Origin of the sequence: Asaia astilbis JCM 15831, from assembly GCF_000613845.1 — a bacterium.
Taxonomy (GTDB): Bacteria; Pseudomonadota; Alphaproteobacteria; order Acetobacterales; family Acetobacteraceae; genus Asaia; species Asaia astilbis.
Genome location: NZ_BAJT01000002.1, coordinates 109,717 through 124,514, shown reverse-complemented (window position 1 = coordinate 124,514; position 14,798 = coordinate 109,717). Strand labels below are relative to the sequence as shown.

13 protein-coding genes and 1 pseudogene are annotated in these 14,798 nt (G+C 56.3%); 10 read left to right on the top strand and 4 right to left on the bottom strand.

Translation table 11 applies throughout. The annotated features are described in order from the left end of the window. Positions 1-167: 167 nt before the first annotated feature. Both mscL and JCM15831_RS15900 read left to right on the top strand, forming a co-directional pair. Entirely contained in the window at positions 168-626 is a 459-nt protein-coding gene (mscL, locus tag JCM15831_RS02005; protein ID WP_025822349.1) for a large-conductance mechanosensitive channel protein MscL, read from the top strand. 174 nt (positions 627-800) lie between these two features. Beyond that, positions 801-1,070, top strand: coding sequence for a hypothetical protein (locus JCM15831_RS15900; RefSeq protein ID WP_035773642.1), 270 nt, complete (start codon positions 801-803; stop codon positions 1,068-1,070). Between the two features lie 83 nt (positions 1,071-1,153). Here the strand turns inward: JCM15831_RS15900 and secF are convergent, their stop codons facing one another. Both secF and secD read right to left on the bottom strand, forming a co-directional pair. Then, positions 1,154-2,092, bottom strand: a complete 939-nt coding sequence (secF, locus tag JCM15831_RS01995; protein ID WP_025822345.1) for a protein translocase subunit SecF — start codon at positions 2,090-2,092, stop codon at positions 1,154-1,156. A gap of 4 nt (positions 2,093-2,096) precedes the next feature. Continuing rightward, on the bottom strand, positions 2,097-3,647 hold the full coding sequence (secD, locus tag JCM15831_RS01990; RefSeq protein WP_025822343.1) for a protein translocase subunit SecD: 1,551 nt from the start codon (positions 3,645-3,647) through the stop codon (positions 2,097-2,099). 161 nt (positions 3,648-3,808) lie between these two features. On the opposite strand from secD, the gene JCM15831_RS01985 reads away from it, so the two are divergent. Beyond that, positions 3,809-4,777 carry a Gfo/Idh/MocA family protein gene (locus JCM15831_RS01985; protein WP_025822341.1) on the top strand — a complete coding sequence of 323 codons (969 nt, stop codon included), beginning with the start codon at positions 3,809-3,811 and terminating at the stop codon, positions 4,775-4,777. 16 nt (positions 4,778-4,793) lie between these two features. Here the strand turns inward: JCM15831_RS01985 and JCM15831_RS01980 are convergent, their stop codons facing one another. Both JCM15831_RS01980 and JCM15831_RS15895 read right to left on the bottom strand, forming a co-directional pair. Further along, the gene (locus tag JCM15831_RS01980) at positions 4,794-6,599 is read right to left on the bottom strand and encodes an ABC-F family ATP-binding cassette domain-containing protein (protein ID WP_025822339.1); all 1,806 of its coding nucleotides are present in this window, start codon (positions 6,597-6,599) and stop codon (positions 4,794-4,796) included. A 36-nt stretch (positions 6,600-6,635) separates the two neighbouring features. After that, a pseudogene (locus JCM15831_RS15895) lies at positions 6,636-7,378 on the bottom strand (PhyR family response regulator anti-anti-sigma factor). Positions 7,379-7,516: 138 nt separating this feature from the next. Here JCM15831_RS15895 and JCM15831_RS01970 point away from each other — a divergent pair. From JCM15831_RS01970 to JCM15831_RS21285, 7 genes are all read left to right on the top strand, one after another. Next, positions 7,517-8,062 carry a sigma-70 family RNA polymerase sigma factor gene (locus JCM15831_RS01970; RefSeq protein WP_373277596.1) on the top strand — a complete coding sequence of 182 codons (546 nt, stop codon included), beginning with the start codon at positions 7,517-7,519 and terminating at the stop codon, positions 8,060-8,062. A gap of 118 nt (positions 8,063-8,180) precedes the next feature. Further along, complete coding sequence (locus JCM15831_RS01965) at positions 8,181-8,759, top strand: sigma-70 family RNA polymerase sigma factor (protein ID WP_025822335.1); 579 nt, start codon at positions 8,181-8,183, stop codon at positions 8,757-8,759. Between the two features lie 208 nt (positions 8,760-8,967). Continuing rightward, positions 8,968-9,156, top strand: a complete 189-nt coding sequence (locus JCM15831_RS01960; protein WP_025822334.1) for a NepR family anti-sigma factor — start codon at positions 8,968-8,970, stop codon at positions 9,154-9,156. Between the two features lie 123 nt (positions 9,157-9,279). Beyond that, positions 9,280-10,998, top strand: coding sequence for a sensor histidine kinase (locus tag JCM15831_RS01955; RefSeq protein ID WP_051528239.1), 1,719 nt, complete (start codon positions 9,280-9,282; stop codon positions 10,996-10,998). A gap of 346 nt (positions 10,999-11,344) precedes the next feature. Beyond that, positions 11,345-12,388: a glycosyl hydrolase family 8 gene (locus JCM15831_RS01950; RefSeq protein ID WP_198024215.1), complete on the top strand. Its 1,044-nt coding sequence runs from the start codon at positions 11,345-11,347 to the stop codon at positions 12,386-12,388. 522 nt (positions 12,389-12,910) lie between these two features. After that, positions 12,911-13,699: a cellulose synthase operon protein YhjQ/BcsQ gene (locus tag JCM15831_RS01940; RefSeq protein ID WP_084490506.1), complete on the top strand. Its 789-nt coding sequence runs from the start codon at positions 12,911-12,913 to the stop codon at positions 13,697-13,699. Next, positions 13,696-14,784 (top strand): glycosyltransferase, encoded by a 1,089-nt coding sequence (locus JCM15831_RS21285; RefSeq protein ID WP_156938695.1) that lies wholly within the window; start codon positions 13,696-13,698, stop codon positions 14,782-14,784. The genes JCM15831_RS01940 and JCM15831_RS21285 overlap by 4 nt, the downstream gene beginning before the upstream one ends. The last annotated feature ends 14 nt before the right edge of the window (positions 14,785-14,798 follow it).

The window sequence follows — 14,798 nt, the reverse complement described above, 5'->3', positions numbered from 1 at the left end:
CGTCAGGGGAACGATAAAAACGCAGAAACTTTTGCGTCTCCTGTGTTTTTTCTACCTGATCGCTCTCTTTTATCCCTCATCCCTTACCCGATCCGTCTGCCTCACCGAACAGGTCAGGGCGGACGAAGCCTGTTTTCGTCATACTTGAACCTAGAAAAGGATAGATCATGTCCGATCTCCGATCAAAGCTGCACACCCCTGGCTGGATTACAGAATTCCAGAAATTTATCATGCGCGGCAACGTGATCGACATGGCTGTGGGTATCATCGTCGGTGCTGCCTTCACCTCGATCGTGACCAGTCTGGTGAAGGATATCCTGACGCCTGGGATTGGTCTGCTGACGGGGGGCATCGATTTTTCGAACATCTTTCTGACGCTGAAGGGGCCCGTTCTTCCGACACTGGCAGAGGCTCAGAAGGCTGGAGCCGTCACGGTTAATGTAGGCGTTTTCCTCAATGCCGTCATTCAGTTCCTGATCGTTGCCTTCGCCATCTTCTGGCTGATCAAGATTATTTCCCGTTTTCAGCGCAAGCAGGAAGCCGCCCCTTCTGCACCGCCCGCTCCGACAAAGAGCGAAGTTCTCTTGACCGAGATCCGCGATCTCATGGCCAAAGAGTCGAAGTAAGTTTCGACTGGATCCTTCAGGCAGCGCATATGCCGACTTGGCGTATGCGCCGTCGAGGCGCATGATCACGCTATGCGCCGTCTTTCTGCCTCAGCCTTACTTTGTGGTTTCGCCCTTCTGACTGCTTGCGCAGGACCGGAAGGAGACATTGTTCAGAGGAACCGCTCGCCAAGCGTGTTGCTAACGAGCTACGCTATTGCCAACGGCATGGCCGAACATGGACTTATCGTGCGTATTATCCAGAAGCGGGCGACGCACGAAGAGATCGCCCGACTGATCGCCATCGATCACAATACGTGGCAACTGATCAAGCAGGCCGCTTTCGCGCCGTCCGAAGAAAATTTTCGCCTCGCTGATTCCGGGATCAACCAGATTCTGGAGTATGCCACGCCGGTGACACAGCCGCCGTCGAAAGAAGAGCGTCAGGCCAGTGATACTCGCTGAACCGGTCAGCGCAGCAAACAATCAGGGTCATGACAGCAAAAAGGGGCCTCGAAGGCCCCTTTTCTTATGCCTGCAATCTGCACTTAGGGCGTTTTGCTGCGGCGCAAGCGCTTCTCGCCCATCAGCAGGAGCAAGGGGGCAGCGATGAAGATCGAAGACGACGTGCCCACCACAATGCCGAAAAGCATGACCGTCGCAAAACCGGATAGGCTGTGCCCACCGAAAATGGCGAGGGGCAGTGCTGCGAGAAACACCGTCATGGACGTGCCGAGCGTCCGGTTCAGTGTCTCGTTGATCGAGAGATCGAGGAGTTCCCGTAACGGCATGGTGCGGAACTTGCGCAGGTTCTCACGCACCCGATCGTACACCACGACCTTGTCGTTGGTTGAATAGCCCAGGATGGTCAGGATGGCTGCCACCATCACGAGATCGAACTGAAAGCGTGTGACGGCCAGAAAGCCGACGGTTTTGGTCAAATCGAGCACGAGGGTGATGACGGCGCTGACCGCAAACTCCCATTCGAAACGAACCCAGATATAGACCAGGATCATGACTAGGCTGAGCCCGAGCGCCAGAAGGCCGTTGCGGAACAGCTCGCTTGAAACCGATGCCCCGACCGCGTCGGCACGAAGAACCTGTGTACCGGGTTGAGCCTCGACAACCGCATGACGCACCGTGTCGACGAGATTTTGTGTCGCCGCTTCCTGATTGGGCCCAGCAGGCGGAGTATCGAGCTGGATCAGGACGTCATTATCAGCGCCGAATTTCTGGAGCCCGGCCGCGGTGACGTTATGGACGGCCAGGGCGTGACGCAGCTTGTCGAAATCGGCTGGTCCCTGCGTCTGGGCCTCGACGACGATACCGCCGTGGAAATCGAGACCGAGCTTGAGACCGGGCACGAAAAACAGAACGACCGAAAGCGCGGAGAGGATGGCCGAAGTTGCAAGGCCGGCAAAGCGACCCCGCATGAACGGAATGTGCTTGTCTTCGCGGACGAAGCGCAAAAGGGGACGTGAGAGCATCGCTTCAGACCGGCAGTTCTGTGGGACGGGTGAGGGCATACCAGCGCACCATCAGCAGGCGCGACAGGAGCAGGGTGGTGAAGAGCGTGGTGACGATACCGATGGTGATCGTCAACGCGAAACCGCGCACAGGGCCGGTGCCGAAGACGAACAGCATCACATGGGCCAGGAAGGCCGTGGCGTTACTATCGATAATCGTCGAAGACGCGCGCTCGAAGCCCGCCTGCATGGCAGCCAGCGCAGTGCGACCGCGCCTTACCTCTTCGCGGATACGCTCATTGATCAGGATATTGGCATCAACGGCCATGCCGAGCGTAAGCAGCATGCCCGCCATTCCGGGCAGCGTCAGCGTCGCTTCGAAAAGCGAGAGAATGGCCGTCATGAGCACAAGGTTCGCGAGCAGCGCAACATTCGCGTAGAGGCCGAACCGCCCGTAAAACAGGGCCATGAAGAGGATGACCAGAACAAAACCGACGCCGAGACTGATCCCGCCTGCGCGGATGGAGTCAGCGCCGAGAGACGGACCGATCGATCGTTGTTCGATCACTGCCAGCGGAGCGGGCAGGGCGCCCGCGCGCAGCATGACGGCGAGATCGGTCGCGGCCTGAGCCGTGAAATTGCCTGTAATCTGACCGTTGCCCTGCGTGATTGGCTCGTTGATGACAGGTGCTTCAATCACCTTGTTATCGAGAACGATCGCGAAGCGTCGGCCGACATTTTCTCGCGTCGTCCGCGCGAAGGCGGCAGCGCCAGCGCGGTTGAACGAGAAGCTGACGGCCCATTGCCCGCCTTTCTGGTCGATTGTTGCGCCTGCATTGGTGAGTGCCGCGCCATCGACCTCGACATGATCCATGACCGGCAGCAGAAGATTGTTCGCGCTCAGATCGGGCAACATCGTTGCACCCGGGGGGGCAACCGTGGTGCCAATGCCATTCGCAAGAAGGCGGAACGTCATTTTCGCGGTCGTGCCGAGAAGGCGCTTGATATGCTCCGGATCGCTGATGCCAGGCAGTTCGACCACGATGCGGTCTTCGCCCTGGCGGGTGATCTCCGGATCGACAGCGCCTGTTGCATCGATACGACGACGCACGATCTCAATCGACTGGCTTACGGCTTCGCGCGCGCGTTGCTTCAGGACAGCGTCGTTGAGCGTCAGCACGATGCGGTCGTGATCCAGAGCTGACGTGACCTCGTTGCTGCTGCCTGAGAGGAAAGACAGCGCCTCAAGGCTCGCCTTTTGCTCGCTGGCATCGCGCGGGAGGAAGCTGAGCGTGCGTGACGCTGCATCCTTGCGGAAATCGCGATAGCCGAGATTTTTCTCGATCAAACCCTGCTTGGTCTGATCTTCCAGCGACTGGAGGCGATCATCGACCAGGCTTTGCTGATCGAGTCGAAGAAGAAGGTACGAGCCACCCCGGAGATCGAGACCCAGATGGATCTGATGCCAGGGCAGCTTGGCCGAGGGGGCGCGCATGAAATTGGGCAGGCAAAGCAGGAGCCCGAGCAAACAGGCTCCGAGCACTCCCAGCATGGTAGGCCGACTATAGTACATCATCGAACTGAGCGGCGTCCTTCTTGTAACGACCGGAGATCAAAAGCTACCGCAGGGCGGTCAAGCTGCGGGAAGATGCCGGGTGGCGCCGTGCGTTGCAACCTCCCTCTGCGCCCTGCTACACCAAAAACATGAATTCGGATGCGTATGAGACGGGAAAACACATGCTGAAGGTCGGTATTGTCGGGGCCGGGCATTTTGGGCGGTTTCATGCGCTCAAGGCGCGAGACTGCAAGAGAGAGGCCCTGATTGCGCTGTTCGACCCTGACCCGGCCCGTGCCCGTCTTGTGGCTGAGGAAGCGGGATGTCTTCAGGCGGAGAGCCTCGAGGATCTGATCAAGCAGGTCGATGCCGTCATCGTCGCGGCTCCGGCCGAACACCATTTTCCTGTCGCATCTGCCTGTCTCAAGGCGGGCCGTCACGTGCTCGTCGAAAAGCCGATTGCAGCGACCCTCGAAGAAGCCGAGGCGCTTGCCGCCCTTGCCCGTGAGACTGGGTGTATTCTGCAGGTAGGACATCTGCTTCGCTATTCGGCAGAGCATCGTGCGATCTCCGAGCGGATCGGCAAGCCTCTTTATATCGAGGCGACCCGTATCGCCCCCTTCAAGCCGCGCGGCACTGACGTCTCGGTCATTCTGGATCTGATGATCCACGACCTCGATCTCGTGCTCTCACTGGTTGACTCGCCGATCGAATCAATCGACGCGGTGGGTGTCGCCGTATCGAGCCAGCATGAGGATATTTCCAATGCGCGTGTTCGTTTTGTGAACGGATGCGTTGCATCGATCTCCGCCAGCCGCATCTCGCTCAAAACCGAGCGTCGCATGCGGGTTTTTTCCGAAGAAGGCTATCTTTCTGCCGATTTCATGCAGCAGGAGCTGACTATGATCGGGCGGAAGCGGGGCCTGCCTCTGCCCGGCACAGGTGGCTTCAAGCGTGAAGCCATGCGCTGGAAAGATTGTGATAATCTCGCCGCCGAGCATGATGCTTTCGCAGCGGCCTGCCTCGATGGGGCGCCTGTGCTTGTCGATGCCGAAGCTGGTATCAGAGCTCTGGATGCGGCCATCCGGGTCAAAAGCAGCATGGACCTCTCCCGCAGGACCATGGAGCTCTCCGGTTTGATTCAGGCCTGAGATCGGAAGGAGCGCTTCAGGCGCCGGTTTCGATCTCTTCCTTTTTCATTTCGAGCAGGAGCCAGGCTTCTTCCGCAGTGGCGAGGTCTGTCTCGGCCTGCGTCAGGTCCTCGCTGGCCTTAGTGAACACCTTTGCGTTCTTGCTGTAGAGGGCCGGATCGGACAACGTTTCCCGCAGCGACACGATCAGCGTCTCCAATCGCTCAATCTCCTTGGGAAGTTTTTCCAGCGCCAGCTTGTCTTTATAGGTGAGCTTTTTGCTGCTTCTCTCTGTTTTTACAGTATTTTTTTCCTTAAATGCTGGCTCTGCGGTGCCCCGCTCAGCAGGAGCTTCTCCTCCTGTCTGAGCAAGCATGTCGCTATATCCTCCAGCATACTCGATCCAGTGACCATCGCCTTGTGCGACGAGCACTGACGTTGCTACACGGTCGAGAAAGTCGCGATCGTGGCTGACAAGCATGACTGTACCGGGATAATCGTCCAGCATTTCCTGAAGCAGGTCGAGCGTCTCCAAATCCAGGTCGTTCGTCGGCTCGTCGAGGACGAGGAGATTTGAGGGCTGAGCGAGCGCGCAGGCCAAAGCGAGACGTCCGCGTTCGCCACCCGAGAGAACGCCAACGGGTGTTCTGGCCTGTTCAGGGCGAAAGAGGAAATCCTTCATATAGCCGATAACATGACGCTTCTCTGTGCCGACCTGAACCATATCGCCACTTCCCCCGGTCATTGTGTCGGACAGGGTGAGGTTGGGGTCCAGGCTCGCACGGCGCTGATCGAGCGTCACGAGCGCTGTCGAGGGGCCGATCTGTATTCTGCCGCTATCGGGCTGATCTTCGCCGGTAAGGAGGCGTAGAAGCGTCGTTTTACCCATGCCATTGGCACCGACAATCCCGAGCCGGTCTCCTTTGAGAACACGCAGGTCCAGATCTCGCACAACGACGCGGTCACCAAAGCCCTTGGTGACATTCTCAGCCATGGTCGTGAGTTTGCCGGTGTTCTGCGCCTCGGAAACGGTCAGTTTGAGGGCGCCGCGGAACTGGCTCGAAATGTCCTTGCGGCGTGCGCGTAGCCCGGCAAGTTCGGCAACGCGTCTGACATTGCGTTTGCGGCGCGCGGTCACGCCGTAGCGCATCCAGTCTTCCTCGCGCGCGATTTCGCGATCGAGCTTGTGCGCTGCAAGCTCTTCCAGGGCGAGAACTTCTTCGCGCCAGTCTTCGAAGCGCGCAAATCCCTGATCGAGGCGGCGCGTGATTCCTTGTTCCAACCATACGACGGCCCGGGAGAGCGTTTCGAGAAGGCGTCTGTCATGGCTGATGACGATCATGGCTGAGCGCATCGAGGCGAGTTCGCGCTCAAGCCAGGTGATCGTCGGCAAGTCGAGGTGGTTGGTCGGCTCGTCGAGGAGGAGCAGATCCGGGCGCGCGGCGAGGGCGCGCGCGAGGGCGCAGCGTCTTGCTTCGCCTCCCGACAATGTCGTTGTCAGCTCATCGCCGGTCAGTCCGAGCTCTGCCAGCATGCTGCGAGCAAGATAATCCTCTTCGGGCTCGAGATCCTGAGCGACGTAGTCATAGCTGGTCGGGAACGCACTCAGGTCAGGTTCCTGAGGCAGATAGACAACCTTGATGCCCGGTTGCACGAAGCATTGCCCGGAATCCGGGAGGATCTCACCTGCTGCGATACGAAGCAGGGTCGATTTGCCTGAGCCGTTACGGCCGACAAGGCAGAGTTTCTCCCCGGGAGCGACCCCGATCTCAGCGCCGTCCAGCAACGGACGGCCTCCTAAACTATAGACGATATCACGAAGATGAAGGATCGGTGCAGCCATGGGTCCTATGTGTCGCACAGACCCATTTGATGCAAGTCAGATTGCCTTCACGCCGCCCGTCACCGCCTGATAGGTTGTGATGGCCAGTGTCGTGGGTTCGAAGGGCTTTGTGATGATGAACGAGGGCTCTTCCTGCTCTCCTGTCAACAGACGCTCGGGGTAGGCTGTGACAAAAATGACAGGGGCCTGATGATCTTTCATGATCCGGCCAACGGCATGCATGCCGTCGCCGCCTCCTCCGAGATTAATGTCTGCCAGAATGAGCCTGGACGCGTTTCCTTGGCGATCCGCACTGCATCTGCCTCGTTATAGGCGACACCCGCGATGCGGTGCCCGCATTGCTGAACCACATCCTGGATGTCCATCGCGATGATCGGCTCGTCTTCGATGATCAGCACGCTGGTCTCGGCAACGGAGCGTAGCCCGTCATTGGCTCGTGTGATGTCTTCGAGGATATCCTGCTCGGACTTATCGAGAATGAGTGCCACTGCGCTGAGAGGAACCTCTTCGAGCGACGTGAGCAGAAGAACAAATCGCTGGGTAAGCGTTAACGTTACCGATGTGTGAGGGCCTTCATTCGCTTGCTGAAAGCGCTCAGTGATTGCACGGTAAAGCCGATAGCGGATACCGATGTTGTGGCCGTCCTTAAGGGTGGCCAAATTCTTGAGGGCGTGCGCGACAAGCTGGTCGCCCTGTTTCTGATTGCCTTCAAGGGCCCTTGCAAAACGGCGCGCAAAGGGCAAGGCTCTAATCAGGTCTTGGCGCTCTGCATCGACCATTGAATAACGTAACTCCGAAATCATTCACGTACGAGACGCGTTCAATTGCGGTAGAATGGCACTATTTCCGAAATCAGCAAAGAGGAATGCTGTGACATCCACTGAGAAGACAGCACCCTGAAGAACGTCCATGACAGTTTGCAGAGCAATCTGCCCGCCATTCGTGATCCAGTCCGAGAGGGCATTGCCGTTCATCTTGCCGATATGCGCGGCTTTGCACGCTATCTCTCAAGGGATGCGTCAAAAGCCGACGATCTCGTGCAGGACACGGTTTTGCGCGCTCTTGGCGCCAAGGCGCAATTCGCAGAAGGAACAAATGTAAAGGCGTGGCTTTTTACGATTTTGAGGAACCTGTTTTACGAACAAAGGCGAAGGCAGGTTCGTGAAGTTGAAATCCTGTCGCAGATATCCCGCGACAATGAAGGCGACGATCGAGGGGGCGAGCAGTTCAGCGATCAGGTGCTCGATCTATCAGTTCTGATCTGGAGATTGCCTGACGCCTTGCGTGAGGCTCTCATTCTCGTAGGCGCCCAGGAAATGAGTTATGAGGAGGCGGCGGCGATCTGCCTCTGTCCAGCCGGCACGATCAAGGCGCGGGTATCTCGGGCTCGCGCAAAACTGGCGGAAATGGCCATGTCCGCCTCTATCCCGGAAGGTGGGAAACCAGTCACTCAAGTCAGCTGAATCGTGCTTGGGCACGCCGCGTATCGAAAAAAGTTCAAAAAATTTCGAGCCGTTGCAACCAAAGTTTCTCGCCATTCATTCCTCAGATGAAAAGCACTGAGCGAAGAAGGATTTTCGCATGACCAGCTTCCACGACCAAGTTATCCAGATTCTCCCCAAGCTCCGCGTCCAGGCTTTGTCCCTGACGCGCAACCGTTCCGCTGCAGAGGATCTGGTCCAGGACGCGGTTTGCAACGCTCTGGCTGCTCAGAACAGCTTCATTCCAGGCACAAATTTTTCAGCCTGGATGCATCGCATTCTCCGTAACCGTTTTATCTCCGATCTGCGTAAGCGCCGAGAAACGACCGATATCGATGATGTCCCCGCAGCGTCGTTTGCGAGCAACCCGACACACGAAGATAGTCTGGCGCTTAAGGATCTTTCCCTGGCCCTGTCGCGTCTCCCTGCTGACCAGCGTGAAGCTTTGGTGATGGTTGTCGTGCAGGGGATGAGCTATGAATCGCTCGCCGAGGCAACTGGTTGTGCCGTTGGTACCGCCAAGAGCCGTGTCTTCCGTGCTCGCCGTCAGCTCGAAGCCTGGATGACGGGTGATCTTCCTGCGAATGACAAGTTGCGCGTCAAGGTTTCCTCATTGCGTGCATTGCTTGATGATCGTCGCCGGAAGGGCCTCAAGTCAGACGATCTTTTCACATTTTAAGTAGCTCTCATGTGCTGAGCAGGGGTTTCCTGTAGTTGGCGCTGATAATTTGCAGAGCTATGAGGGGAATGATTGCACATCATTCCCCGTTTTTGTGAGTCTGCTTCTATTTTGACCCAAGTGCGCTGATTTTAACTCTTGAGTGCAACTCATGTGCAAGACCTCTGTTAAACACGCATAGGTTGATTTCTTTTGTTGAGGTGATGACATGACTGGGGGAGAGGACGGCGCGGCCGATGAGCCCCGGCAGGCACAGCCATCACCGGAGAATGACAATCCTTTTGATATCTGGCTTAAGCGCGGTTTACATCAGTTGTTTGACGATGTGGCGAACGAGCCGATACCAGAGGAGCTTCTTCGTCTGATTGAGGAAGATCGAGACGATCGTAGCGCCTAATGATGTGGTTGTGACGGCGCTTATGAATCGAAACGGGGACAGAAATTGAGCTCTCGCAGGCTGTTCCCGATTAAAGCGCTGTCCGTGCGTTCCGGGCTGCTCGATACAGTAGGGTCCCGGGTGATGGCTCTCATCATCTGCACGTCTCTCCCTCTCGCCTGTGTGGCTGGGGTGTTGGCATGGCACACCTATCTCGCGACCTCTGATAACAGCTTTGAGCGCGCGCGCGCTGATGCTCTCAGCGCGCGACGTGAGATTGCGAATGAGTTCGAGCGGGTTCAGAGCGCGCTGCGGACGCTTGCGAAAAGTGGGATGCGCGAGGCAACTGCCGATCAAGCGTTTCAACTTGTTCAGTCGATCGATCAAAACCGCTATTGCGCGCTCATCCTATCCGATGGGGAAGGGCGGGTTGTTGTTCCTTCCTCCGATAAGGGGCGGACGAAAGTTGCCTGTCTCGGTGGGTCAGTCCCGATTTTTTCTGCGACGAAAGCAGAGAGCAGTCCCTCTGGAATGGGTCGAAGCCCCAGCGAAGCCACCGTGTCTCTATCGTACGGTGAGGTTCCCCTTGCACGAGCTCATATCAAGGTGAGTTACGTCAATAGTTTGGGAGAGACGCTGCCTGGGGAGCTTATCGCGCTAAGACCCTTGATCAAGCAGGATGTGGCGACGTCCGTGAAGAACTCTCGCTCGCCAACCGATCTTGAGCCTGAAACGACGGATCTATGGCTTTTTAAGGCGGGGGCGCCGCCAGTACCATTAGAGGGCTCACAAAAAGTTGATGATCCCTGGTCGACCCAAGCGCTCAAACGACTTGATCAAGATCTGAGAGAGGGAAGGGTTCGCGATCATTTTCAAGTCGACGATTTATATTACACCCTGGTTCCGGGGTATGGCGATAATAGTATCGTTGCGGTGTCCGTAAGAAGCTTTGCTGAAACCCGCGCGCTTCACCTCTTCCTTGCACGCGTCGCGCTGATCGTCCTTATTCTTGTCGTAGAACTGCTATTGGTCGCGCTTGCTGCTCAACGCTATCTCGTTGAACCTTTGGAAAAGCTGGCTTTTAGCGTTGCTGTCTGGCGGAAAAATGGGAAATTTCAGCCTGATCTCCCGAAATCCTTGCCTCTTGAGATTCGTCAGATGGAGCGCGCCTTTGATCGCGCGACGAGACGCCTCGACCGACACGAGGCCCGCCTGCAACGAGCTGCGAAACAGCAGGATTTATTGATCAAAGAGATTCATCACCGCGTCAAAAATAATTTGCAGATTGTTGCGTCGCTTCTGAATTTGCAGGCCAACAGGATCAAATTACCTGAAGCGCGTGAAGAGTTTCATCTTGTCAGGGACAGGGTGCGATCTTTGGCCACGCTTCACAGGCATCTTTACCCGGAAGGTGGTCTTTCCGCGTTGGATATCCGGGCGTTCTTGGAGGAGCTGGCCAGTCAGATTTTTACTGCGAATAACCGTATCAATAGAGGTCGAATCAGCCTTTCGCTCGACGTGGAAAATGTACCGGTGACGCCAGATCAGGCGGTACCGCTTGCGCTCATCGTTACCGAGGTGGTGACCAACGCTCTCCGATATGCTTTCCCTGATGAACGTCGTGGTGCTGTCGCGATTACGCTGAGCCGGAACGACGATATGGCGATTCTGACACTTCGAGATGACGGTGTGGGCCTAAGCCACGCGGCTCAGGCAGAGAAAGAGAAGCGAGAGGGTATCGGGCTGCAGTTGGTGAGAGGATTCGCGCGCCAGTTAAGTGCAACGCTGGATATTAGCTCTGAAGCTGGAACGGAGTATCGTCTGGTGTTTCCAGTTCCAATAACGCGCAGGGCGTTGACCTAATATTTCAATCCCATCTCTGCATTCCGCTCATAAAAGTCCTCGTCCCGTCGAGTTTTAAACTACTATCTATATTGGAAAAATACCGACTGAACTCTAACCAGGTTCGGTGTAGGTGAATGATGCAATCATCGGTTTCTGCAAATGGAGTCTCGTTGACGAGCGCCGTTCTGAATAGGAAATGTAATCGTTATAAATCGTTAATTTTACGGGACTATACCCAGATACTTGGAGGTAATCGAGAAAAAAGCTGGTTGGCGCGAACGAGGAGTTGACGGGATATGCATACTTCTTCACAGAAATGTGCTCTCATCTGCGGCTAAGCCCGTCAATCGTCGAAAGAACGTTAATGCGTCGTGAACTTTCCAGGCGTTGCTTTTGCCGCAGTTCAATGGCGTTGAGCGGTGTGCTCGCCGGAGCTGGTGAGGCTCGGGCGGCAATGGTGGCCGATCCCGATTGGGAGCTTTACAAGGCACGTTATCTCCGCCCCGAGGGACGGATTGTCGACACTGGCAATCATGATGTTTCTCATTCTGAAGGCCAGGGATACGGGCTCTTCTTCGCCTCGACATTCAATGATCGGGAAGCGTTTGAGTCGATGTGGAATTGGACCCGCACGACGCTCAAGCATAAAGACGGTCACCTTCACAGTTGGCGCTGGACACCCGCTGAGCCGCATATCACCGACACGAACAATGCATCGGATGGCGATCTCATGATCGCCTGGGCATTGCGAAGAGGCGCGCTGCTCTGGGGGAGAGAAGACTTTGCGCAAAGCGCTCAGGCGATTATCCAGGCGCTAGGACGCAAATGCGTACGCAAGATCGGTAGCAGGCTGGTTCTTTTACCCGGGGCACGGGGTTTCGAACGGCCTAAAAACACGGTCGTCAATCTCTCCTATTACAATATGCCTGCACTCTCACGCGCTCTCCGTATGGATCCAACAGGCCCTTGGAAAGCCGTTATGGATGCAGGACAGCAACTGGTCCAATCCAGCCGTTTCGGCTTGTGGGGACTTCCTCCTGACTGGCTCTCGATCGACCGGAAATCAGAGCGCATTTATCCGGCGTCGGATTTTCCACCCCGCTTTTCCTATGATGCCATTCGGATCCCACTCTACCTGAAATGGGCTAATCGGATGCCAGAGAGCCTGACGCAGGCGCTTTATGCAGTCAGCCAGAATTATGCGTCGAGCGGCCTGCCTGACTGGATCGACCTCAAGACTGGCAAGCGCTCCGATTACAATGCTCCACCAGGTTTTAAAGCGGTGTTCCTGTTCGCTCAGAAAGGCGCAGATGCTTTGTCCGAGTTGCCGAATATCAAGGAAAGTAACGACTACTACTCCGCCTCGCTTACCTTACAGGCGCGAATTGCCGCAATGGAGATGGTGTGATGCCTGATAAATTCAGAATTCTGGATGATTCGTTCTCCGGGGATGCCCCACTGCCCGAAGATGATGGTTTTCAGAACTTCAATGCGCTTTCCCGATTTGGAGGCGAGCCTGCCATTGCAGCTGATAGAGGCGTTGAACCGCACTCTGATCATGAGGTGAGACTGTCGGCTGGTGAGAAGGCGTCTGACTTCCCCGAGAAACCATTCGCGCGGCAGGTGAACTCCCCACCCTTCGGTCAGAAAACCTGGGCCTCTCCAGAGCTGACTCCATGCCTGCTGAATCTCCGCTGCCCAAGCGTCTTGCCAAACGCTCTGATCCGGACGACCTCCCAAATCGCGTGTCATCAAATCCTGATAGGACTGGTTCTCAGGGCGACTGGCGGCAGATGTCGCTTCGAGAAATGTTCACTGTTCTGCGCGTGCCCTCCTCTGAGAAGCCCGAAGCGCAACAACGTCTGCGTGGCATGTTCAAACGTTGATTTGGCAGCACCATTCTACCTCCAGGGAGCTGGATTAGAGTAAGATGACCCTAATATGCGTCGCCTCCCCAAAAGGGGGGGTCGGGAAGACCATGGTTGCAGCGCATCTCGCACACGAAATGCGTCGCGCAGGAGCCCCTAATGTCGTCGTGATCGATCTGGATCCCCAAAATGCACTCCGCCTGCATTATGGTGTTCCGATGTCGTTACGTTTCGGAGTCGTCAATTGTATCGAGGCTGGCCTCCCGTGGGACGATGCCGCGATTCCAAGCACGAGTGACGTGGTTGTTTATCCTTTTGGCGCCCTCACGCTTCCTCTTCAGGCTGAGTTTGATCAGGCTGTCAGGGCGCAACCCGGGCTTATTGCCAATGAGGTTCTCGCCAGAGCAAACGAACCTGAAACGATCGTGATCGTCGATACACCCCCTGGCTATTCAGCGGCTTTCTCGAGCCTTCTTCCGGTCGCGGATATTGTTGTGACCGTCATGACGCCCGAGGCGTCCTGCATCTCGCTCATTCCTGATATCAAGAACGGAGCGTGCTACGGAGTTTCCCAGCATGAGCCGGCTTCTTTCGTGCACCGTGTCATCGTCAATCGGTTCGACCCGATGAACCGGATCAGCGCCATGGCAATGCCCCAGATCTCCCGCCATTTCGGGAATATGATCTTGGGCACGATATGCAGGGATGAGCATGTGGGGGAAGCCTTTGCGAGCCAGAAGCTCGTTCAGAGCTACGCTCCTTATTGCCGCGCCACGGCGGATCTGGAACTCGTCGGAAGCCGGCTTGTCCAGATCATCGAAAACCTCATCGAGCGGCGAGGGCGGTTATGAATATCCTTCGACGCGGTCTCCCTCTCGTCGAAGGATGGATCGACAACGCGAGCCAGTCGCCACGCAAGTCGCTCATCAGAGCCGCTCTGGTTGTCTTTGCGCTGTTCTGCATCTTCCTCGCAGCGTTCGTCCATCTCAACCTGTCAGGTCAGACGATCATCTGCTTTGTCGGTATCCTCCTGTTTCTCTACGTCAATCGTCATCCAGGTCCCAGAGCAACGCTGGTTCTCAAGGGATTATCGATCATCGTATCGCTGAGATATCTCAGTTGGCGACTGACAGAGACCCTCGATTTCAGTACCTGGGCACAATCCATTCTCGGTACCATCCTGGTCACCGCAGAAGTCTATGCCTTCGTGATGCTCGTCCTGAGCTACTTCCAGTCGCTGCATCCCTTGCGGCGCCAGGTTGAGCCCATGCCTCGCGATCTTTCGCTCTGGCCTAGCGTCGATGTCTACATCCCGACCTATAACGAAGACTTACGTATTGTCAGGCAGACCGTTCTGGCGGCGCTCGGTCTTGATTGGCCGAGCGACAGGATAAACGTTTATCTGCTTGACGACGGGCATCGTGACGAGTTTCGCGAGTTCGCTGAGGCATGCGGGGCCGGGTATATTGCGCGCGCGGACCATGAGCATGCGAAGGCCGGGAATCTCAATCACGCCCTTGCACTGACGAAGGGCGACTTAATCGCAATTTTCGACTGCGATCACATCGCCAAGCGTAATTTTCTGCAGGAAACCGTCGGTCCCTTTGTTTCGGAAAAACGGCTCGCACTTCTCCAGACGCCGCATCACTTTTATTCTCCTGACCCGTTCCAGCGTAACTTCTCTCACGGAGCTTTCGTTCCGCCTGAGGGAAATCTTTTTTATGGACTGATTCAGGACGGGAACGATTTCTGGAATGCGACCTTCTTCTGCGGTTCCTGCGCGGTCATTCGCCGGAGCGCTCTGCAGGAAATAGGGGGAATTGCCGTCGAGACTGTCACGGAAGATATGCACACTGCGCTGAAGCTGCAGCGCAAGGATGGTCCACAGCCTATCTCGCCAAGCCTCTCGCTGCAGGTCTATCGACAGAACGGTTGATCCTCCACGTTGGT